The sequence below is a fragment of the Pseudomonas sp. RAC1 genome (assembly GCF_030658255.1).
Lineage (GTDB): Bacteria > Pseudomonadota > Gammaproteobacteria > Pseudomonadales > Pseudomonadaceae > Aquipseudomonas > Aquipseudomonas boreofloridensis.
The window spans coordinates 138,874-160,483 of the sequence record NZ_JAUTXS020000022.1 but is presented as its reverse complement, the minus strand read 5'-3'; the positions used below and the strand labels follow the sequence as shown (position 1 = coordinate 160,483).

General features: G+C 64.3%; 15 protein-coding genes. 13 read left to right on the top strand and 2 right to left on the bottom strand.

Annotation, left to right across the window (positions count from 1 at the left end; translation table 11 throughout):
* The first annotated feature begins 228 nt into the window (after positions 1–228).
* Positions 229–1,497 (top strand): malic enzyme-like NAD(P)-binding protein, encoded by a 1,269-nt coding sequence (locus Q7C30_RS05640; protein ID WP_029614302.1) that lies wholly within the window; start codon positions 229–231, stop codon positions 1,495–1,497.
* Between the two features lie 106 nt (positions 1,498–1,603).
* On the opposite strand, the gene Q7C30_RS05635 is transcribed toward Q7C30_RS05640, so the two are convergent.
* The gene (locus tag Q7C30_RS05635; RefSeq protein WP_304484849.1) at positions 1,604–4,057 is read right to left on the bottom strand and encodes a penicillin-binding protein 1A; all 2,454 of its coding nucleotides are present in this window, start codon (positions 4,055–4,057) and stop codon (positions 1,604–1,606) included.
* Between the two features lie 140 nt (positions 4,058–4,197).
* On the opposite strand from Q7C30_RS05635, the gene pilM reads away from it, so the two are divergent.
* The 11 genes from pilM (at position 4,198) to Q7C30_RS05580 (ending at position 19,243) form a co-directional block, all read left to right on the top strand.
* Positions 4,198–5,106: a pilus assembly protein PilM gene (pilM, locus tag Q7C30_RS05630; RefSeq protein WP_317870952.1), complete on the top strand. Its 909-nt coding sequence runs from the start codon at positions 4,198–4,200 to the stop codon at positions 5,104–5,106.
* A complete protein-coding gene (locus Q7C30_RS05625) occupies positions 5,103–5,636 on the top strand; it encodes a PilN domain-containing protein (RefSeq protein WP_317870951.1) in 534 nt (177 codons plus the stop codon). Before pilM ends, Q7C30_RS05625 begins: the two co-directional genes overlap by 4 nt.
* Positions 5,637–5,650: 14 nt before the next feature.
* Positions 5,651–6,658, top strand: a complete 1,008-nt coding sequence (locus tag Q7C30_RS05620; RefSeq protein ID WP_317870950.1) for a pilus assembly protein PilP — start codon at positions 5,651–5,653, stop codon at positions 6,656–6,658.
* The gene (locus Q7C30_RS05615; protein ID WP_317870991.1) at positions 6,624–7,850 is read left to right on the top strand and encodes a secretin N-terminal domain-containing protein; all 1,227 of its coding nucleotides are present in this window, start codon (positions 6,624–6,626) and stop codon (positions 7,848–7,850) included. Before Q7C30_RS05620 ends, Q7C30_RS05615 begins: the two co-directional genes overlap by 35 nt.
* A 4-nt stretch (positions 7,851–7,854) precedes the next feature.
* A complete protein-coding gene (gene aroK, locus Q7C30_RS05610; protein ID WP_039582580.1) occupies positions 7,855–8,373 on the top strand; it encodes a shikimate kinase AroK in 519 nt (172 codons plus the stop codon).
* A 95-nt stretch (positions 8,374–8,468) separates the two neighbouring features.
* Positions 8,469–9,584 (top strand): 3-dehydroquinate synthase, encoded by a 1,116-nt coding sequence (aroB, locus tag Q7C30_RS05605; protein ID WP_317870949.1) that lies wholly within the window; start codon positions 8,469–8,471, stop codon positions 9,582–9,584.
* On the top strand, positions 9,581–11,206 hold the full coding sequence (locus Q7C30_RS05600) for an AAA family ATPase (protein ID WP_317870948.1): 1,626 nt from the start codon (positions 9,581–9,583) through the stop codon (positions 11,204–11,206). The genes aroB and Q7C30_RS05600 overlap by 4 nt, the downstream gene beginning before the upstream one ends.
* Positions 11,207–11,577: 371 nt before the next feature.
* Entirely contained in the window at positions 11,578–16,023 is a 4,446-nt protein-coding gene (gene gltB / locus Q7C30_RS05595; RefSeq protein ID WP_317870947.1) for a glutamate synthase large subunit, read from the top strand.
* Between the two features lie 122 nt (positions 16,024–16,145).
* Positions 16,146–17,564 carry an FAD-dependent oxidoreductase gene (locus Q7C30_RS05590; protein WP_029614298.1) on the top strand — a complete coding sequence of 473 codons (1,419 nt, stop codon included), beginning with the start codon at positions 16,146–16,148 and terminating at the stop codon, positions 17,562–17,564.
* A 149-nt stretch (positions 17,565–17,713) separates the two neighbouring features.
* Positions 17,714–18,778, top strand: a complete 1,065-nt coding sequence (gene hemE / locus Q7C30_RS05585; RefSeq protein WP_317870946.1) for a uroporphyrinogen decarboxylase — start codon at positions 17,714–17,716, stop codon at positions 18,776–18,778.
* A gap of 117 nt (positions 18,779–18,895) precedes the next feature.
* Positions 18,896–19,243 (top strand): NirD/YgiW/YdeI family stress tolerance protein, encoded by a 348-nt coding sequence (locus Q7C30_RS05580; RefSeq protein ID WP_039582589.1) that lies wholly within the window; start codon positions 18,896–18,898, stop codon positions 19,241–19,243.
* Positions 19,244–19,312: 69 nt separating this feature from the next.
* On the opposite strand, the gene Q7C30_RS05575 is transcribed toward Q7C30_RS05580, so the two are convergent.
* Entirely contained in the window at positions 19,313–20,557 is a 1,245-nt protein-coding gene (locus tag Q7C30_RS05575; protein ID WP_317870945.1) for an MFS transporter, read from the bottom strand.
* Positions 20,558–20,680: 123 nt separating this feature from the next.
* Between Q7C30_RS05575 and Q7C30_RS05570 the strand changes: the two genes are divergently transcribed.
* Positions 20,681–21,586, top strand: a complete 906-nt coding sequence (locus Q7C30_RS05570) for a LysR family transcriptional regulator (RefSeq protein ID WP_317870944.1) — start codon at positions 20,681–20,683, stop codon at positions 21,584–21,586.
* The last annotated feature ends 24 nt before the right edge of the window (positions 21,587–21,610 follow it).

Genomic DNA, 21,610 nt, shown 5'->3' with positions numbered 1-21,610 from the left:
GGGGTGAGGTGCAGGGTGTGCGAGCATGAGGAGAAGGTGGTAAGAGAAAATAGTTGTAGACACTATGCACGTGGATTGTACACACTCGATTTCGCCAGCCCCGTCAGGTGTAGCGTAAAGTCGTAGGCCACCGGCCTTGACAGGTGTGACCGGGCAGTCTTGTCGCTCCCGGACTCTTTGCGTATCCTCGGCGGTCCGTCAGAACAGTAAACAAGCGGAATGCCCACCATGTCAGATTTGAAAACCGCCGCTCTCGAATACCACGCTCAACCTCGTCCGGGGAAACTGAGCGTGGAACTCTCCAAGCCAACCGCCACCGCCCGCGACCTCGCCCTGGCCTACAGCCCAGGCGTTGCCGAGCCGGTCCGCGAAATTGGCCGTGATCCGGAGCTGGCCTACAAATACACCGGCAAGGGCAACCTGGTCGCGGTGATTTCCGACGGCACCGCCATCCTGGGCCTGGGCGACCTTGGCCCGCTGGCCTCCAAGCCGGTCATGGAAGGCAAGGGCGTTCTGTTCAAGCGTTTCGCGGGCATCGACGTGTTCGACATCGAAGTTGAATCGGAAAGCCCACAGGCCTTCATCGACACCGTTCGCCGCATCTCCATCACCTTCGGCGGCATCAACCTCGAAGACATCAAGGCGCCTGAGTGCTTCGAGATCGAGCGCACGCTGATCGAGCAGTGCGACATTCCGGTCTTCCACGACGACCAGCATGGCACCGCCATCGTGACCGCCGCGGGCATGATCAACGCCCTGGAAATCGCAGGTAAAACCCTGGAAGACGCGAAGATCGTCTGCCTGGGCGCCGGCGCTGCGGCCATCTCCTGCATGAAGCTGCTGGTCAGCATGGGTGCCAAGGTCGAGAACATCTTCATGATCGACCGCAACGGCGTGATCCATGCCGGTCGCGACGACCTGAACCAGTACAAGGCCCAGTTCGCCCACGCCACCGACAAACGCACCCTGGCCGATGCCCTGGACGGTGCAGACGTGTTCGTGGGTCTGTCCGGCCCGAACCTGCTGAGCGCCGAAGGCCTGAAGTCGATGGCGGCCAACCCGATCGTGTTCGCCTGCTCGAACCCGGATCCGGAAATCGCCCCTGAGCTGGCGCACGCCACCCGTAATGACGTGATCATGGCCACCGGTCGTTCCGACTACCCGAACCAGGTCAACAACGTGTTGGGCTTCCCGTTCATCTTCCGTGGCGCCCTGGACGTGCGCGCCAAGCGCATCAACGAAGAGATGAAGATCGCTGCCGCCGTCGCCCTGAAGGATCTGGCCAAGCTGCCTGTGCCGAAGGAAGTGTGCGAAGCCTACGGCGTCGAGGGTCTGGAGTTCGGCCGTGAGTACATCATTCCGAAGCCGCTGGACGCGCGCCTGATCACCGTCGTTTCCGACGCGGTGGCCAAGGCAGCCATCGAGTCGGGTGTGGCCACCCTGCCGTATCCGAAGCACTACCCGCTCAAGAGCGTGGATGACGTGTTCAACGGCTGATCGGCCGCCGCGTCATTGAAAAGCCCCGGCGCGTGAGCGTCGGGGCTTTTTTGTGGGCGTCCTGCAGAAGCAGCGCTGCGCCGCCTCGACAGAAGATGAGCGGCGCTTAGAACAGGTCCATCGGCGCCGATTCATCGGCCGGGAGCGGGCTACCCGGTGCTACGCCATTGCCCAGTTCGTCACCGGAAGGTGGCGAGTCCTCAGCCTTGAACAGCTCGAAGTAGGCATTCGGCGTGCTTGGCGTCGCCGCACGGCCGCTCACCGGATCGACCCGCAGGCTGAGAATGCCCTCGGGCTCGGCTGGCGGATGCTCGGGCTTGCCCTTGAGCGCCGGGCCCATGAAGTCCATCCAGATCGGTAGCGCGACGGTGCCCCCATACTCGCGACGACCCAAGGTCTCCGGCTGATCGAAGCCGACCCAGACGGTGGTCATGTAGTCGGCGTTGTAACCGGAGAACCAGGCATCCTTGGATTCGTTGGTGGTACCGGTCTTGCCCGCCAGGTCGCTGCGGCCCAGGGCCAAGGCGCGTCGGCCAGTGCCGCGCTTGATCACGTCCTGCAGCATGCTGGTGAGGATATAGGTGGTACGACCGTCGATGATCCGCTCGGCCACCACCGGCGTCAGTGGCGGCGGGGCGATCTGGCCCAGCGCCGACGGCGCGGTACCCGGCTGCGCGAGAGTAGTGATCGGCGCTTCCGGTGCAGCGATGCCGGCCTGATCCTGCTGGCCTTGCGGTACCCGCGCCGGGTTGGCGGTGAACAGGGTCTCGCCGCTACGGCTCTCGATACGCTCGATCAGGTACGGGTTGATCTTGTAGCCGCCGTTGGCGAAGGTGCTCCAGCCGGTGGCGATCTCCATCGGCGTGAGCGTCGCGGTGCCCAAGGCCAGCGACAGGTTGCGCGGCAGATCCTGCTTGTTGAAACCGAACTTGGCGATGTAGTCGATGGTGCGATCGACGCCCATGGCTTGCAGCAGGCGGATCGACACCAAGTTGCGCGACTTGTACAGCGCCTCGCGCATGCGGATCGGACCGAGGAAAGTGTTGGTGTCGTTTTTCGGACGCCAGACCTTGTCGATGGACTCGTCGACGAACACGATCGGTGCGTCGTTCACCAGGCTGGCGGCGGTGTAGCCGTTGTCCAGCGCAGCGCTGTAGACGAACGGCTTGAAACTCGAACCCGGCTGGCGTTTGGCCTGCATGGCGCGGTTGTAGTTGCTCTGCTCGAACGAGAAGCCGCCGACCAGCGCTTGGATCGCGCCGTCGGTCGGGTTCAGTGTCACCAGCGCGCTCTGCGCCCCCGGCACCTGGCTGAACTTGAGCGTGCCGTTGTCCAGGCGCTGCACACGGATCAGGTCGCCGACCTGCGCCACGTCTGCCGGCGACTGCGGCGAGCGGCCTTGGGCGTTGCTGTTGATGAAGGGCCGGGCCCACTTCATGGTGTCCCAGGCCACGTCTTCTTCCTGTCCGGCACGGGTCAGTACCTTCAGGCCAGTCTTGTCGACCTGGGTGACGATGGCCGGTTCCAGCCCGCCGAGGGTGCGCTGTTTGGTCAGGTCCTGCTGCCAGGCGTTGCGCGTCTTGCCCGGATAGCGCGCTTCGGGGCCACGGTAGCCGTGGCGCTCGTCGTAAGCGGTCAGGCCATTGAGCACCGCCTTGTTGGCGATCTCCTGGGTATCGCTGGGGACCGTGGTGGTGACGCGATAGCCTTCGGTGTAGGCCTCGCTGCCGTAGCGGCCAACCATTTCGGCCCGCGCCATCTCGGCGACGAACGGCGCATTCACTTCCGGCGCCGGCACGTGATAGCTGGCGTTCAGCGGCTCGGCGAGCGCGGCCTGATAGCTCGCCTGGTCGATCTTGCCGAGCTTGTACATGCGCCCCAGGATCCAGTCACGGCGCTCTTTGGCGCGTACCGGGTTGGCCAGCGGGTTGAAACGCGACGGCGCCTTGGGCAGGCCGGCGATCATCGCCATTTGCGCCAGGCTGACGTCACGGATCGACTTGCCGTAATACACCTGCGCTGCCGCATCGATGCCATAGGCACGATTGCCCAAGTAGATCTTGTTCACGTACAGCTCGAGGATTTCGTCCTTGGTCAGCTCGCGTTCGATCTGCAGGGCCAGGAGGATTTCGTTGGTCTTGCGCGAGAAGCTGCGTTCACTGGTGAGGAAGAAATTCTTGGCCACCTGCATGGTGATGGTGCTGCCGCCAGTCTGAATATGACCGGACTTCACCAGTTGGGTCGCAGCGCGCATCAGGCTGCTTGGATCGACGCCGTAATGGTTGAGGAAATTGTCGTCTTCAGCTGACAGAAGTGCCTGGATGAACTGCGGGGGAATTTCCGCGAATCGAATGGGAGAGCGCCGCATCTCGCCAAACTCGGCAATCAGCTTGCCGTCGCTGCTGTACACCCTCAGCGGTATCTGCAACTGGATGCTTCTGAGCGAGTCGACCGACGGCAGGCTGGGACTAAGATACAGAAACGCCCCGCTCAGACCGAGTACGAGCGCGCAGATGACGGCGACGAAAGACCACCAGAAGAACTTCAGCAGGCGAATCAAGGCTTTGGGGTGTCCAGGTTGATAAATGGAGTGCACGCAGGCCCGGCGGACGGGCAAAAACGCTGGGCATTATAAGCATTTCGCCCTTCCGGGTCATCGACCGGGCGGGGCAGGCGACGATGGGTTCGACCGGCAATGGGATGCCGGTCATCAAAAAGGGAATAGCGATGCTTGGACGCTTTGGCAGGGATGGCGGTTCAGTGTTGGGTGTGCAAATTACGTCCGATTCGGTGCGAATGCTGCAGTTGAGCGGCGCCCGAGGGCGACGCAGGGTGAGTTCCTGGGTTCATCAGGTGGTGGCACCTGTAACTCGGTTGGACGCTGATGGCGAGTCGCTAGCACAGGCGCTGCGCGAGGCTGCTCGCCGTTGCGGCCGGGCCAGGAGGGTCGCCCTGGCCATGCCGGGGTCTCAGGTGATCTGCAAGGTGGTGCAGTTGCCGTCGGCCGTCCCTGAGGCTGAACGCGAGGCGCGGCTGCTGGCCGATGCCGAGCATCTGTTCCCTTTTCCTTTGGATGATCTGGCCATGGACTTCCAGGTGCTTGGCCCGACGGCCCAGGCTTCCCAGTCGCTCGACGTGCTGATTGGGGCGGCGCGCCAGAGCCTTGTCGAAACGCTGCTGCTGCCGTTCGAGGACGCGGGGCTTGAGGTCGTCGCCGTTGAAGTGGATAGCGTCGCGCTGGCTCGGTTGCAGCCGGGCGCGGATCGCCAGCCTTTGCTGCTGCTGGAGGCGGACGGGCTGGCATTGCATACCTGGGGTGATGCCCCGCTGGGCGTGCGTGTAGAGCAGCGCTTCGACAATGGCTGCACGCAGGCAGCTTACCTGCAGCGCATCGAGGACCTGCTCGCGAGCGCCGCGCTTGGAAAAAGCGCCGCGGGATTGATGGTCGGCGGTGCGGCGGCCACGTCGAACTGGCTACAGGTGCTGGAGCAGCATCTAGGCCGCGTTTGCCAACCAATTTGCTCCGCCTACGTGCGCAAGGATATGCCTGCTGCGGACCATGGCGCGATGGCCCTGCCCCTGGCACTGGCGTTGGGAGCGGACGCATGAGCCTGCGCCTGAATCTGCTGCCCTGGCGCGAACGCCAGCGCTTGGCCGCGCTGCGCAGGTTCCGGTTTATGTTCCTGGGCAGTCTGTTCACGGCCTTCGTGGCGGTGATGCTGGTGGATCGCCTGGCTCATCAGCGCCTCGAACGACAGGCGCAAGCCGGTGTGCTGCGCCAAGCCGAACTCCAGGCGCTGGACGAGCGGGTGCAACAGGTGCAGCGCCTGCATGCCGCGCGCGAGGATATGCGCGGGCAGGTCCAGGCGCTCGTTGGGCTGCGCGCGGGGCAGGCCCAGATGCCGCAGTTGCTCGCTGAGGTGGAGGCGGCGATGTCCCAAGGCATGCAATTGACCCGTCTCGATCTTCAAGGCGGGCGCCTGCAGGTCAACGGCCTGGCGCTGTCTTCAGCCGTGCTGGCTCAGTTCATGCGCGACTTGCAGCGATCACCGGTCGTTCACGACCTTGAACTCAAGCAAGTCGTTGGGCGCGCTGCAGGGGACGCATTCCTGTTGATCGCTCGCGTTTCGCCATCTTGATCATGCGCTGGTCAGTGCTCTCACGCTGGCAGGACGGTGCTGCGCGTTCGCCAGCCTCCCGCGCTGCCACTGTGGTGCTTGGGGTGCTATTGGTGCTGGCCGGCGGCTACTGGCTGCGTGTCCATGACACGCGCACTGTTTATCGCCAGGGCTCGTTGCTCGAAGCGCAGCAGATGCAGGCACTGCAAGCGCGACGGTCGCTGGCAGAGGGGCTGGCCCCGGCCGAAGCGGCGTTGATCCAGGAGCAGCACACACTGCAGGAGGCGCGCTGGCGCTTGTCGGGTGGGGCGAGCATGAGCGACTTGCTCGATCAACTGGCGCTGACGGGGCGCTCCCACGGCCTGCTGTTCGAGCAACTCGATATCGGGCAAGAGGTCCAGGCTGTCGGGTACCGCCAGATTCCGCTGCAGATGCAGGTCAGCGGCAGCTATGCCGGGTTGCGCGCCTGGCTTGACGAATGGCTGCAGCAGGTGCGGTTGCTGCAAGTGGTGCGTGCGCAGCTGGAGCCTGCAACAGGACGGCCCGGGCTGCTGCATCTGCACCTGCAAGTGCACGCGTTGGAGGCCGGCGAGGAGTTGCCGGCGCCGGCCTCGCTTGCCGATGAGCCGGCACGGCAGCGCATCACAGCGCCGCTGCTTGACCCGTTCGCCCCATGGTCTACACGGCGCAGGGCGCAAGAAGGCTTGATCGGGGTGCCGCTGGAGCAGTTGGAGATGGTCGGCAGCCTGTCGCGCGCGGGTAGCACGCACGCCTTGGTGCGCTGGGCCGGGCGGGTGTATCGGGTGGCTGAGGGTGATCACCTGGGGCGTGAAGAGGGCGAGGTGGTCAAGGTCGATCCGGATCAGGTCGAAATCAGGGAACGGTTGTTCAACGATGCAGCATGGCAGGAGCGCTCCAGCTATCTGACGTTGAGCCGTGGCAGCAGTGCAGGGAGCACGGATGATCGGAAAAAACGCGGTGATCGGCCTGTGGGCGCTTTTGGCGTCGATGCAGGCACTGGCGACGACGGCCTACAAAGGTGAGCCGCTGTCGCTGAACTTCCAGGATGTGGAAGTGCGTGCGGTGCTGCAGGTGCTGGCCGACTATGCAGGGGTCAATCTGGTGGCCAGCGACACGGTCCAGGGCAACGTTACGCTGCGCTTGCAGGACGTACCCTGGGACCAGGCGCTGGACCTGGTGCTGCGCAGTCGCGGATTGGCCAGGCGCGAGCAGGGCAATGTACTGCTGATCGCCCCTGCTGCCGAGCTTGCCGAGCAAACGCGCGAAACGCAGGCTGACCGCCTGCTGGAGGCGCGGTCGCAACCGCTGCAGCGCGCACTGCTGCCGGTTCACCATGCCGATGCGTCCGCGCTGGCGCCGCTGTTGCTGGCCAGCCTGGCCCTCGATGACCCGGCGGATGCGCGCGCCACGCTGAGCGTGGATCCACGCACCAACACCCTCGTCGCCGTCCAGTCCGCCGCGCGGCTGGCCGAACTGCGGCAGTTGATCGCGCAGTTGGACGTGCCGGTGCGTCAGGTGATGATCGAGGCGCGCATCGTCGAGGCCAACGTCGACTACGAGAAGGTGCTCGGCGTGCGCTGGGGCGCCAAGCATGGCGGCTCGCCGGGACGCTCGGGCAGCGAACTGTTCGTCGATCTCGGCGCCTCGGCCGCCACGTCCGGCATCGGTCTAGGCTTGGTGGGCAGCGATGCGCTGCTCGACCTGCAGCTCAGCGCCATGGAAAAGAGCGGGAATGGCGAGATCATCTCGCAGCCCAAGGTGGTCACGGCCGACAAGGAAACCGCACGCATCCTCAAGGGCACCGAGGTGCCGTACCAGCAGTCGAGCAAGAGTGGCGCCACCTCGGTGTCGTTCCGCGAGGCCTCGCTTTCATTGGAGGTCACCCCGCAAATCACCCCTGACGGCAAAGTCATCATGGCGGTGCGCGTGACCAAGGACGAGCCCGACTACGCCAATGCCCTCAACGACGTGCCGCCGATTCGCAAGAACGAGGTCAACGCCAAGGTGCGCGTGGCCGACGGTCAGACCATTGTGATTGGTGGCGTGTATTCGACGTCGAACAGCAATGTGGTCGACAAGGTGCCATTTCTTGGCGATCTGCCGTATGTTGGACGGCTGTTTCGACGCGATGCATTACAAGAGAAAAAATCCGAGCTGCTGGTCTTCCTGACTCCGCGTATCATGAATGACCAGGCGATTGCTGTGAGTCGTTGATTCTGTGCGAAATTTGATACTTGTAGGGCCCATGGGTGCCGGAAAGAGCACCATCGGGCGCCTGTTGGCCAAAGAGCTGCGTCTGCTGTTCAAGGATTCCGACAAGGAAATCGAACTGCGCACCGGCGCCAACATCCCGTGGATCTTCGACAGGGAAGGCGAGCCGGGCTTTCGCGATCGCGAGCAGGCGATGATCGCCGAGTTGTGCGAACTCGACGGCGTGGTGGTCGCCACAGGCGGTGGCGCGGTGATGCGCGAGGCCAACCGTCGTGCCCTGCACCAAGGCGGCCGGGTCATCTACCTGCACGCCTCGGTCGAGCAGCAGGTGGGCCGTACCGCCCGTGATCGCAATCGCCCGCTGCTGCGCACGGCCAATCCTGAAGCCACGCTGCGCTCGCTGCTGGAGATGCGCGACCCGCTCTATCGCGAGATCGCCGACCTGGTGGTGGAAACCGACGAACGGCCACCGCGCATGGTGGTGATCGACATTCTCGAGCGCCTGCAGCAGTTGCCGCCCCGCTGAGGCGGGACTATTCTCGGCGACCAACGCCGGGTCGAGGTTGAACGTACGCGCAGGCCGCTCAGCCAAGGCCGCGCCCAAGCACATTGTGGGGATACATGCAGACACTGAAGGTCGATCTGGGCGAGCGCAGCTACCCGATCTACATTGGCGAGGGCCTGTTGGACCAGCCCGAGCTGCTGGCACCGCATATTGCCGGACGGCAGGTCGCTATCGTCTCCAACGAAACCGTCGCGCCGCTGTATCTCGAGCGCCTGAGCAAGACCCTTGGGGCTTGGTCGGTGCTGCCGGTGATACTGCCCGACGGCGAGGCCCACAAGAACTGGGAAACCCTGCAGTTGATCTTCGATGCCCTGCTCACCGCCCGGCATGATCGGCGCACCACGGTGGTGGCGCTCGGCGGCGGCGTGATCGGTGACATGGCCGGCTTCGCTGCAGCCTGTTATCAGCGCGGCGTCGATTTCATCCAGGTGCCGACTACGCTGCTGTCCCAGGTGGACTCTTCGGTGGGCGGCAAGACCGGCATCAACCACCCGCTGGGCAAGAACATGGTTGGCGCGTTCTACCAGCCTAACGCAGTGCTCATCGACACCACCAGCCTGCGCACCTTGCCAGCCCGCGAACTATCGGCCGGGCTTGCCGAGGTCATCAAGTACGGGCTGATCTGCGACGAGCCGTTCCTCGGTTGGCTGGAAGACAACATGGTCGCGCTGCGCCAACTCGACCCGACTGCCCTCACCGAAGCCATTCGCCGCTCCTGCGCGGCCAAAGCGGCGGTCGTCGGTGCCGACGAACGCGAATCGGGCGTGCGTGCCACCCTGAACCTCGGCCACACCTTCGGCCACGCCATCGAAACCCACATGGGTTACGGGGTATGGTTGCATGGCGAGGCCGTCGCTGCCGGGACCGTGATGGCCCTGGAGATGTCCATGCGCCTGGGCTGGATCGACCAGACGGCGCGTGATCGCGGAATTCGCCTGATGCAGGATGCAGGCCTGCCGGTGGTGCCTCCAGAGGAAATGACCCCGGCGCATTTCATGGAACATATGGCGGTCGACAAGAAGGTGCTCGACGGACGCCTGCGCCTGGTGCTGTTGCGCCAGTTGGGCGAAGCCGTGATCACCGACGACTATCCGAAAGAGATCCTTCAGGCCACGTTGGCGGCGGACTACCGCGCAATCGTGGCCCAGCGTGAGGTTGTGACAGCGCAATGACCAGTTTGCATGCCGATGAGGCGTTTCTCGACCACTACCAGTTGAGCCACGATCCGTTCGCGCCGCGTGTGCCCGGCTTCAAATTCTTTCCTGCCCAGCGCAAGCCGGTGCTGGGTCAGTTGCATCATCTGGCGCGCTACAGCCACCTGATGCTGGTGGTGACCGGTCCCCATGGCAGCGGCAAGACCTTGCTGCGCCAGGCACTGGTCGCCAGCACCAACAAGCAGTCGGTGCAAAGCGTGGTGGTATCGGCGCGCGGCGCCAGCGATGCCGCCGGCGTGCTCGGCCAAGTGGCCCAGGCGCTGGGCGTCGCGCAGCCGCAGGTACAGGCCATTCTCTCCCAGGTCGTGCAGTTGGCGCTGACCGGGCAAGAGGTGTATCTGCTGGTAGACGATGCGGAACAACTCGAAGAGTCAGCACTCCAAGCGTTGCTGGAACTGGCGGCCGGCGTTGCGGAAGGACGCCCGCATGTATTCCTGTTCGGCGAGCCTTCGCTGATTGCCGGGTTGGACGAGCTCAGTGCCGAGGAAGAACGCTTCCACATCATCGAGCTCGCCCCCTACAGCGAAGAGGAAACCCGCGAGTATCTGGAGCAACGCCTTGAAGGTGCTGGCCGGGGGCTGGACGTGTTCAGCGCCGAGCAGATCGCCGATATCCACGAAAACTCCGACGGTTGGCCGGGCAACATCAATCAGGTGGCCCGCGATACCTTGATCGAAGCCATGATCGCCACTCGCAGTACCGAGAAGCGACCATCCATGGGGTTCAAAATGCCTAAGAAACACGTGCTCGCACTGTCTGCTGTGGTTGTGGTCGCCGTTGCGGCGGCGGTCCTGATGCCCAAGAAAAGCGACAAGGCGCCCGCCGAGGCGCCTGCCGCCCAAGCCCAGTTGCCACTGGGTCAGGGCCAGTCGGGCAATGGCGGCCCGACGGTCGAGTTCTCCGGCTCGTCGCAACCGATGCCGCTGCCGCTGGTCGGTCAGTCGCAGCCGGTGATGCGTGAGCCGCTGGCCCAGGCGGCCGGTATGGGAGACGGTGAGGAGGGTGGTCCGGCGGGCAACACCGCACTGCAGCCGTCCGCGCCTTCGTCCGCGGTGCCGCCGACCGTCACCACCACTGCACCGCCACAAGGTGTCGCTGCAGGTCCGGCGCCGACGCCGGCCCAGCCGGTTGTCAGCGCACCGAGCCAGCCGGCTGCCGCCGCGCAGAAACCGGCTGCCACGCAGCCGGCGAAAACCGCCACCCCTGCCAGCAAGCCGGCTGCGGCACCGACCCAGGTCGCCACGGCCAAGCCGGCGCCCAAAGCGGTCGAGAAGTCGACCGGCGGTGCGGGTAACAGCAGTTGGTACAGCGGCCAGAAGGCCGGCAACTACGTGGTCCAGGTATTCGGCACCAGCAATGAGTCGGCGGCCCAGTCGTTCGTCCGCGAGCAGGGCGGCGAGTACCGCTACTTCAAGAAAAACCTGCAGGGCAAACCCCTCTACGTGGTCACCTACGGCAATTTCGCCAGCCGCGACGCGGCAGCGGCTGCAATCAAGAACTTGCCAGCGAAGGTCCAGGCTGGTAAACCTTGGCCTCGTACCGTCGGCAGCGTTCAACAAGAGCTGGCCACGGCCCGCTGATCCTTCCGGGCGGCACCACCCCGCCGCCCAGTTGCTGAGCGAATCCCGGAATCTCGATAGCCTGCTGTGCACGAGCGCGGCAGGCTTTCGTGTCCCAGACTGCCGGCCACAAGCCTGATTGCAGTCACCGCTGAAACGCTTCAGACTCGAGTCCATTCGACTACACGGTGAGTGACGCAAAAACATTCAAAATTGCGACATAAACTTTCAACGATTCGTCGTTATTGTTTGTGGGCGGCTTCGTCGCTGTGCAACAATGGTTTCCCATTGCCCCCGCAAAAAAGCTGGCATTCGATCGGCGTGGATGGTAAGTGGTTGTACTAAAAAGAGATTTGCCTTGGTTGAGAGGCGAACCTGGTGAGAATGTGTCTATGAAAACAGGTCTGTACCATCCCGAAGAATTCAAGGACAACTGTGGTTTTGGCCTGATCGCCCATATGACGGGCGAGCCGAGCCACCACCTCCTGCAAACCGCCGTCGAGGCCCTGACCTGCATGACCCACCGCGGTGGGATCAACGCAGACGGCAAGACCGGTGACGGTTGTGGCCTGCTGATGCAGAAGCCCGATCAGTTCCTGCGCGCCGTGGCCCGGGAACACTTCGCCGTCGAGCTGCCCAAGCAGTACGCGGTCGGCATGGTGTTCTTCAATCAGGACCCGGTGAAAGCCGAGGCCGCGCGGGCCAACATGAACCGCGAGATCACCCAGGCTGGCCTGCACCTGATCGGTTGGCGCAAGGTGCCGATCGATACCCGCGTGCTCGGCCGCCTGGCCCTGGAGCGTCTGCCGCAGATCGAGCAGGTGTTCATCGGCGGCGAAGGCCTGACCGACCAGGACATGGCCATCAAGCTGTTCAGTGCCCGTCGCCGCTCGTCCGTGGCCAATGCCCACGACGCCGACCACTACATCTGCAGCTTCTCGCACAAGACCATCATCTACAAAGGCCTGATGATGCCGGCGGACCTCACCGCCTTCTACCCAGACCTCGGCGACGAGCGCCTGAAGACCGCGATCTGCGTCTTCCACCAGCGGTTCTCCACCAACACCTTGCCCAAGTGGCCGCTGGCGCAACCGTTCCGCTTCCTCGCCCACAACGGCGAAATCAACACCATCACCGGTAACCGCAACTGGGCCATGGCCCGGCGCACCAAGTTCGCCAACGACCTGATCCCGGATCTGGAAGAGCTCGGCCCGCTGGTCAACCGGGTCGGCTCCGACTCCTCGAGCATGGACAACATGCTCGAGCTGATGGTCACCGGTGGCATCGACCTGTTCCGCGGCGTGCGCATGCTGGTGCCGCCGGCCTGGCAGAACGTCGAGACCATGGACGCCGACCTGCGCGCCTTCTACGAATACAACTCCATGCACATGGAGCCGTGGGACGGTCCGGCCGGCATCGTCATGACCGAAGGCCGCCACGCGGTGTGCCTGCTCGACCGCAATGGCCTGCGCCCGGCGCGCTGGGTGACCACCCGCAACGGCTACATCACCCTGGCCTCGGAAATCGGCGTGTGGAACTACCAGCCGGAGGACGTCATCGCCAAAGGTCGTGTCGGCCCGGGGCAGATCTTCGCCGTGGACACCGAGACCGGTCAGATCCTCGATACCGACGCCATCGACAACCGCCTCAAGTCGCGCCATCCCTACAAGCGCTGGCTGCGTCAGCACGCCACCCGTATCCAGGCGACCCTGAGCGACGACCAGGGCGTGGCCAGCTACGACGCCGACCAGCTCAAGCAGTACATGAAGATGTTCCAGGTCACCTTCGAGGAGCGTGACCAGGTGCTGCGTCCGCTCGGCGAGCAGGGCCAGGAAGCGGTCGGCTCGATGGGCGACGACACGCCGATGGCCGTGCTCTCCCAGCGCGTCCGCTCGCCGTACGACTTCTTCCGCCAGCAGTTCGCCCAGGTGACCAACCCGCCGATCGATCCGCTGCGCGAAGCGATCGTGATGTCCCTGGAAATCTGCCTGGGCGCCGAGCGCAACATCTTCCAGGAGTCCCCCGAGCACGCCTCGCGGGTGATCCTCAGCTCGCCGGTGATCTCGCCAGCCAAGTGGCGCTCGCTGATGAACCTGGAGCGCGAGGGCTTCGACCGTCAGTTGATCGACCTCAACTACGAGCAGGGCCTGGGCTTGGAAGCGGCCATTCGCAACATCGCCGACCAGGCCGAGGAAGCGGTGCGCAGCGGCAAGACGCAACTGGTGCTGAGCGACCGTTTCATCGCCCCAGGCAAGTTGCCCGTGCATGCTTCGCTGGCTGTCGGGGCGGTTCACCACCGCCTGACCGAACAAGGCCTGCGCTGCGACAGCAACATCCTGGTGGAGACCGCTACCGCCCGTGACCCGCACCACTTCGCCGTGCTGCTGGGCTTCGGTGCCTCGGCCGTCTACCCGTACCTGGCGTACGAAGTGCTGGCCGACCTGATTCGTACCGGCGAAGTGCTGGGCGATCTGGACGAAGTGTTCAAGTACTACCGCAAGGGCATTTCCAAAGGCCTGCTGAAGATCCTTTCGAAGATGGGCATCTCCACCGTCGCCTCGTACCGTGGCGCCCAGCTGTTCGAAGCCGTGGGGCTGTCGGACGAGGTGGTCGGCCTGAGCTTCAAGGGCGTGTCCAGCCGCATCAAAGGTGCGCGCTTCGAGGATTTGGAGAGCGACCAGAAGCTGCTGGCGGCCGAAGCCTGGAGCGCGCGCAAGCCGATCCAACAGGGTGGCCTGCTCAAGTTCGTGCATGGCGGCGAGTACCACGCCTACAACCCGGACGTGGTCAACACCCTGCAGGCCGCCGTGCAGCAAGGCGATTACAGCAAGTTCAAGGAGTACACCGCGCTGGTCGACCAGCGTCCGGTGTCGATGCTACGTGACTTGCTCAAGGTCAAGGTGGCCGATCAGGCCCTGGCGCTGGAGCAGGTGGAGCCGGTCGAGGCCATCCTCAAGCGCTTCGACTCCGCTGGCATCTCCCTCGGTGCGCTGTCGCCGGAGGCCCACGAGGCCCTGGCCGAGGCCATGAACCGCCTGGGCGCGCGCTCCAACTCCGGCGAGGGCGGCGAAGACCCGGCCCGCTATGGCACGCTCAAGAGCTCGAAGATCAAGCAGGTGGCCACCGGCCGCTTTGGCGTGACCCCGGAGTACCTGGTCAACGCCGAAGTGCTGCAGATCAAAGTGGCCCAAGGCGCCAAGCCGGGCGAGGGCGGCCAGTTGCCTGGCGGCAAGGTCAACGGCCTGATCGCCAAGCTGCGCTATGCCGTGCCCGGCGTCACCCTGATCTCGCCACCGCCGCACCACGACATCTACTCCATCGAAGACCTCGCGCAGTTGATCTACGACCTCAAGCAGGTCAACCCGCAAGCGCTGGTGTCGGTGAAGCTGGTGGCCGAGGCGGGTGTCGGGACCATCGCGGCAGGCGTGGCCAAGGCCTATGCCGACCTGATCACCATCTCCGGTTACGACGGTGGCACCGGCGCCTCGCCGCTGACCTCGATCAAGTACGCGGGCGCACCGTGGGAACTGGGCCTGGCCGAGACCCACCAGACCCTGCGCGGCAACGACCTGCGCGGCAAGGTGCGGGTGCAGACCGACGGTGGCCTGAAAACCGGCCTGGACGTGATCAAGGCCGCCATCCTCGGCGCCGAGAGCTTCGGCTTCGGCACCGCGCCGATGATCGCCCTGGGCTGCAAGTACCTACGTATCTGTCACCTGAACAACTGCGCCACCGGCGTGGCCACCCAGAACGACAAGCTGCGCAAGGACCACTACATCGGCACCGTCGACATGGTGATCAACTTCTTCACCTTCGTCGCCGAAGAGACCCGCGAGTGGCTGGCCAAGCTGGGCGTGAGCAGCCTCGGCGAGCTGATCGGGCGTACCGACCTGCTCGACGTGCTGCCAGGCGACACCGAGCGCCAACAGCACCTGGACCTCACGCCACTGCTGGGCAGCTCGCACATTCCGGCCGACAAGCCACAGTTCTGCGAAGTGGACCGCAACCCGCCGTTCGACAAAGGCGAGTTGGCCGAGCGCATGGTCGACATGGCCCTGCCGTCGATCCGTGACCAGGCCGGTGGCGAGTTCGCCCTCGACATCTGCAACTGCGACCGCTCCATCGGCGCGCGCATCTCCGGTGAGATCGCCAAGCTCTACGGCAACCAGGGCATGGCGGCCACGCCGGTCACCTTCCGCTTCAAGGGCACCGCAGGGCAGAGTTTCGGCGTGTGGAACGCCGGTGGCCTGAACATGCACCTGGAAGGCGATGCCAACGACTACGTCGGCAAAGGCATGACCGGTGGCAAGCTGACCATCGTACCGCCGGCGGGCAGTCCGTTCGAAACCCAGCACAGCGCCATCGTCGGCAACACCTGCCTGTACGGCGCCACTGGCGGCAAGCTGTTCGCCGCTGGCACCGCAGGTGAGCGCTTCGCGGTGCGTAACTCCGGCGCCCACGCTGTGGTCGAGGGCACGGGCGATCATTGCTGCGAATACATGACCGGTGGCTTTGTCTGCGTCCTGGGCAAGACCGGTTACAACTTCGGCTCCGGCATGACGGGCGGCTTCGCCTACGTGCTCGACCTGGACAACACCTTCGTCGACAAACTCAACCACGAGCTGGTGGAAATCCAGCGCATCAGTGGTGAGGCGATGGAGGCCTATCGCAGCCATCTGGCGCGTGTCCTGGGCGAATACGTGGACGAGACCGGCAGCGAGTGGGGGCGTGAGCTCTCTGAGAACCTGGACGACTACGTACGGCGCTTCTGGTTGGTCAAGCCCAAGGCGGCCAACCTCAAGCAACTGCTGTCCAGCACCCGCGCCAACCCGCAGTAAAGCAGCTGCAAGTGGCGAGCTCCCAGCTGCGAGCAGAAGCAGCACGGGGTTCGCCCGGCTTACGTGATCGTCTTGCGGCTTGCAGCTTCTGGCTCGCAGCTGCTGTTGAGAGGTTTTGAAAAATGGCTGAACGTCTGAGCAACGACTTCCAGTTCATCGAAGTGGGCCGCAAGGACCCGAAAAAGAAGCTGCTGCGCCAGCGCAAGAAGGAGTTCGTGGAAATCTACGAGCCCTTCAAGCCGCAGCAGTCCGTGGAGCAGGCACATCGCTGCCTGGGTTGCGGCAACCCGTATTGCGAGTGGAAGTGCCCGGTGCACAACTTCATCCCCAACTGGTTGAAGCTGGTGTCCGAGGGCAACATCCTGGCGGCGGCGGAGCTGTCGCACCAGACCAATACACTGCCGGAAGTCTGCGGCCGGGTCTGCCCGCAGGACCGTCTGTGCGAAGGCGCGTGCACCTTGAACGACGGTTTCGGTGCGGTGACCATCGGCTCGGTGGAGAAGTACATCACCGACACCGCCTTCGCCATGGGCTGGCGTCCGGACATGTCCAAGGTCAAGCCGACCGGCAAGCGCGTCGCCATCATCGGTGCCGGCCCGGCTGGGCTGGGCTGCGCCGATGTGCTGGTGCGTGCTGGCGTCACCCCGGTGGTGTTCGACAAGAACCCGGAAATCGGCGGTTTGCTGACCTTCGGCATTCCCGAGTTCAAGCTGGAAAAGAGCGTACTGAGCAACCGACGCGAAGTGTTCACCGGCATGGGCATCGAGTTCCGCCTGAACACCGAAGTGGGCAAGGACATCACCTTGGAGCAGTTGCTCGCCGATTACGACGCCGTGTTCATGGGCATGGGTACCTACACCTACATGAAGGGCGGTTTCCCCGGCGAGGACCTGCCGGGCGTGCATGACGCGCTGGACTTCCTGATCGCCAACGTCAACCGCAACCTGGGCTTCGAGAAGTCGCCGGAAGACTTCGTCGACATGCAGGGCAAGCAGGTGGTGGTGCTCGGCGGTGGCGACACGGCGATGGACTGCAACCGCACCTCGATCCGCCAGGGCGCCAAGTCGGTGACCTGTGCCTACCGCCGCGACGAGGCCAACATGCCAGGCTCGCGCAAAGAGGTGAAGAACGCCAAGGAAGAAGGCGTGAAGTTCCTCTACAACCGCCAGCCCATCGCCATCGTCGGCGACGGCAAGGTCGAGGGCGTCAAGGTGGTCGAAACCCGCCTGGGCGAGCCGGATGCTCGCGGTCGCCGCAGTCCGGAGCCGATTCCTGGCTCCGAGCAGATCCTGCCGGCCGATGCCGTGGTGATCGCCTTCGGCTTCCGGCCGAGCCCGGCGCCGTGGTTCGAGCAACATGGCATCCAGATGGACAGCCAGGGCCGCGTGGTGGCCCCGGAGAAGGCCGCCTTCAAGCACCAGACCAGCAACCCGAAGATCTTCGCCGGTGGCGACATGGTGCGCGGTTCGGACTTGGTGGTGACGGCCATCTTCGAAGGCCGCACGGCAGCCGAAGGCATCCTCGACTACCTGCAGGTGTGATCGAGCGCCGGGGTCGCCACTGGACCCCGGCGTTATCCCGCCCGACAATCCTTGACCCACGGCACCCAATAGACAAAAGCCATGGCCGCAGCCGTGCCTTTTGCGCTGGCGTCTGAGAAAATGCCCGCACTTTTTTGCTGGATGCCGACATGACTGCCCTGAAGAACGATCGTTTCCTGCGTGCATTGCTCAAGCAGCCTGTAGACGTCACCCCGGTGTGGATGATGCGCCAGGCCGGCCGCTACCTGCCGGAGTACCGCGCCAGCCGTGCCAACGCCGGCGACTTCATGAGCCTGTGCAAGAACCCGCAGTTCGCCTGCGAGGTGACGCTCCAGCCGCTGGACCGCTACCCGCTCGACGCCGCGATCCTGTTCTCCGACATCCTCACCATCCCCGACGCCATGGGCCAGGGTCTGTATTTCGAGACCGGCGAAGGTCCGCGCTTCAAGAAGGTCGTCAGCACGGCGGCCGATATCGAAGCCCTGCCCATTCCCGATGCGCATAAGGACTTGGGCTACGTGATGGATGCGGTCAGCACCATCCGCCGCGAACTGAACGGCCGCGTGCCGCTGATTGGTTTCTCCGGCAGCCCCTGGACCCTGGCCACCTACATGATCGAAGGCGGCTCGTCGAAAGACTTCCGCAAGACCAAGGCCATGCTCTACGACCAGCCCGAGGCCATGCACCTGCTGCTGGACAAGCTGGCGCAGTCGGTCACCGCCTACCTCAACGGCCAGATCCAGGCCGGTGCCCAGGCGGTGCAGATCTTCGACACCTGGGGCGGCGCGCTGTCGGCGGCGGCCTACCAGACCTTCTCCTTGGCCTACATGCGCAAGATCGTCAGCGGCCTGATCCGCGAGCACGAAGGCCGCAAGGTGCCGGTGATCCTGTTCACCAAGAATGGCGGGCTATGGCTGGAAAGCATCGCCGAAGCCGGCGCCGACGCGCTGGGCCTGGACTGGACCTGCGATATCGGCGACGCCCGTCGCCGTGTGGGCGACCGCGTGGCGCTGCAAGGCAACATGGACCCGACGGTGCTGTATGCCAAGCCGGAGGCGATCCGCCAGGAAGTCGCGCGCATCCTGGCCAGCTATGGCCTTGGCAGCGGCCACGTCTTCAACCTTGGCCACGGCATCACCCCGGAAGTCGATCCCGAGCACGCAGGTGTGTTCATCAATGCCGTGCACGAGTTTTCGGCGCAGTATCACGGCTGAGTCCGCTTCACGCCTCACCCAGCCCGGCCATGTGCCGGGCTTTTTGTGACATTAAGGTTAAATTCAGCGATCGTCGCTAATCTGGTCCCATCGAAACCCAAAAAGGACCCGATCATCATGAAAATTCGTTATCTGCCGCTGATTCTTGCCCCGCTGTTCAGCACCGCCGCCCTGGCGGCTGGCTACACCGGCCCGGGCGCTCAATCGATCACCACGGTCGCCGCTGCCAAAGAAGCCGCCGACGACACGCCAGTGGTGCTGCAGGGCTACATCACCAAGAAGGTCAACAACGACGACAAGTACGAGTTCAAGGACAACACCGGCACCATCACCGTCGAGATCGACAATGAAGACCTGCCGGTCACTCCTTTCAATGAAAAGACCAAGGTCAAGCTGACCGGCGAGGTGGAGAAGCACCTGATGAGCCGTGAAGTGGATGTGGATATCGTCGAAATCATCAACTGATCCAGCCGCTGTCTCGCTGACGAGCGCGCCTGCCGAAAGTCATGGCAGCGCGCTCGTTCCGCGCAGGTCTCACGCCGATTTGGGCGCCAGTTTGCTCAAGTGCAGCGCCACCAGCAACGCCACCGCCAGCAGGCTGCCAATGAACAGCCCGATGCCGTTCCAGCCCCAGTGGTGCCAGAACACCCCGCCCGCCGTCCCGGCGACACTCGACCCCGCGTAGTAACAGAACAAGTACAACGACGACGCCTGCCCCTTGGCCTTGAGCGCGCGTCGGCCGATCCAGCTGCTGGCCACCGAATGCGCGCCGAAGAAGCCGAAGGTGAACACCAGCATGCCGACCACCACCACTGGCAGCGGTGTGAACAGCGTCATCAGCATGCCCGCCGCCATCACGCCGATACTGGACCAGAACACCCGGCGCCGCCCCAGTCTGTCCGCCAGTGCGCCGACCTGCGCCGAGCTGTAGATCCCCGACAGGTAAACCACTGACAGCAACCCGACCAATGCCTGGTTCATGTGGTACGGCTCGGCCAGCAGGCGATAGCCGATGTAGTTGAACAGGGTGACGAACGCGCCCATCAGCAGGAAGGCTTCAAGGAACAGCCAAGGCAGGCCGGCGTCCTTGAAGTGCATGAGGAAGCCGTCGAGCAGGCGACGCGGTTGCAGCGATTGTGCACGGAAGTTGCGCGATTCGGGCAGCACCTTCCAGAACACCACCGCCGCCAGCAGCGCCAGACCACCGATTACCAGCATCGCCGTGTGCCAACTGACGAAGTCGATCAGCACCCCGGCGATCAGTCGACCGCTCATGCCACCGATGGCATTGCCACCGATGTACAGGCCCATGGCCAGGCCGATGTGCTGGGGGTGGATCTCTTCGCTCAGATAGGTCATGGCCACGGCGGCCAGCCCGCTCAGCGACAGCCCGACCAGCGCCCGCGTGGCCAATACGCCTTCCCAGGTCGGCATGACGGCGCTGGCCAGGGTCGCCAGTGCCGCGCAGAGCAGGGCCATGACCATCACCGGCTTGCGCCCGATGCGGTCGGAGATCGGCCCGGTGACCAGCAGTCCCACGGCGAGCAATGCCGTGGAGACCGACAGCACCAGGCTGCTCTGCGCGGCATTGATGGCGAACTCCTGCGACAGCAGCGGCATCATCGGCTGCACGCAATAGAGCAGGGCGAAGGTGGCGAAGCCGCCGCTGAACAATGCCAGCACGGTCTTCATGAAGGCCGGGCTGCCTTTTTCGATCCAGATATCGGTCAGCGCAGCGGGGTCGGGTTCCAGGGCAAGGGGGGCTACAGCGGATTTCACGACGGACTACCTCAAGGCGCGGGGCCGGTGATGCGATGGAAAAATCATATAGCTGGCTAATGATTAGATCCAATATATTGTTCGACCTATTTGAGACGTTTGACGACTTGTTTGGAGCGCGCTATGGAGCTGCGTCACCTGCGTTATTTCATCGCTGTCGCCGAGGAGCTGCACTTCGGCCGCGCCGCGCAGCAACTAGGCATTTCCCAGCCACCGTTGAGCCAGCAGATCCAGGCCCTCGAACAGGAAGTCGGTGCCCGATTGTTCGAGCGCACCAACCGTCGGGTGGCACTCAGCGAGGCCGGCCGGCTGTTTCTCGACGAGGCGCGTCAGGTACTGGCCCAGGTCGACAAGGCCGCCGACGTGGCGCGGCGCGCGCAACTGGGCGAGCTGGGCGAGATGAAGATCGGGTTCACCTCGTCTGCGCCGTTCACGTCGCGTATTCCCCAGGCGATTCACGCCTTTCGCCAGCGCTTTCCGGCAGTTCACTTGCATTTAACGGAGATGAGCAGCCGCGAGGTGGTCGATGCGGTGTTCGACGAGTCCATCGAGGTCGGTCTGATGCGCCCGTTGCCCGTACCCGAGGGGCTGGCGGTCACCGAGCTGTTCCGCGAGCCGCTGGTCGCCGTGCTCAACGCCTCCCACCCGCTGGCGGCGTGTGGTGACGGTGGCGTTCAGATGGCGGATCTGGCCCAGGAGCCGTTCGTGTTCTTCCCACGCAGCTACGGCAGCGGCCTGTACGCGCAGTTGATGGAACTGGCGCGCCAGGCCGGCTTCAGCCCGCATTTCGCCCAGGAGGCAGGCGAGGCGCTGACCATCATCGGCCTGGTGTCGGCCGGGTTGGGCGTGTCGGTGCTGCCGGCCTCGTTCCAGCGCATTCGCATCGACGGTGTGGTCTATCGCACGCTGCTGGACCCGCAGGCAACCAGCGCCGTGTGGCTGGTGCGCCGCGAGGGCGCAGGCTCGGCGATGGCCAATGCGTTTTGCGAGCTGTTGGCCGGTGTGCAAGCGCCCCAAGGCGCTGGATAAAGCGTTGCTGTGCACACATACTCG

Coding starts and splice junctions, on each gene's coding strand:
- hemE (WP_317870946.1), top strand. CDS start 17,714: ATGACTGCCCTGAAGAACGATCGTTTCCTGCGTGCATTGCTCAAGCAG.
- gltB (WP_317870947.1), top strand. CDS start 11,578: ATGAAAACAGGTCTGTACCATCCCGAAGAATTCAAGGACAACTGTGGT.
- Q7C30_RS05570 (WP_317870944.1), top strand. CDS start 20,681: ATGGAGCTGCGTCACCTGCGTTATTTCATCGCTGTCGCCGAGGAGCTG.
- Q7C30_RS05615 (WP_317870991.1), top strand. CDS start 6,624: ATGCAGGCACTGGCGACGACGGCCTACAAAGGTGAGCCGCTGTCGCTG.
- Q7C30_RS05625 (WP_317870951.1), top strand. CDS start 5,103: ATGAGCCTGCGCCTGAATCTGCTGCCCTGGCGCGAACGCCAGCGCTTG.
- Q7C30_RS05600 (WP_317870948.1), top strand. CDS start 9,581: ATGACCAGTTTGCATGCCGATGAGGCGTTTCTCGACCACTACCAGTTG.
- Q7C30_RS05640 (WP_029614302.1), top strand. CDS start 229: ATGTCAGATTTGAAAACCGCCGCTCTCGAATACCACGCTCAACCTCGT.
- Q7C30_RS05590 (WP_029614298.1), top strand. CDS start 16,146: ATGGCTGAACGTCTGAGCAACGACTTCCAGTTCATCGAAGTGGGCCGC.
- pilM (WP_317870952.1), top strand. CDS start 4,198: ATGCCGGTCATCAAAAAGGGAATAGCGATGCTTGGACGCTTTGGCAGG.
- aroB (WP_317870949.1), top strand. CDS start 8,469: ATGCAGACACTGAAGGTCGATCTGGGCGAGCGCAGCTACCCGATCTAC.
- Q7C30_RS05580 (WP_039582589.1), top strand. CDS start 18,896: ATGAAAATTCGTTATCTGCCGCTGATTCTTGCCCCGCTGTTCAGCACC.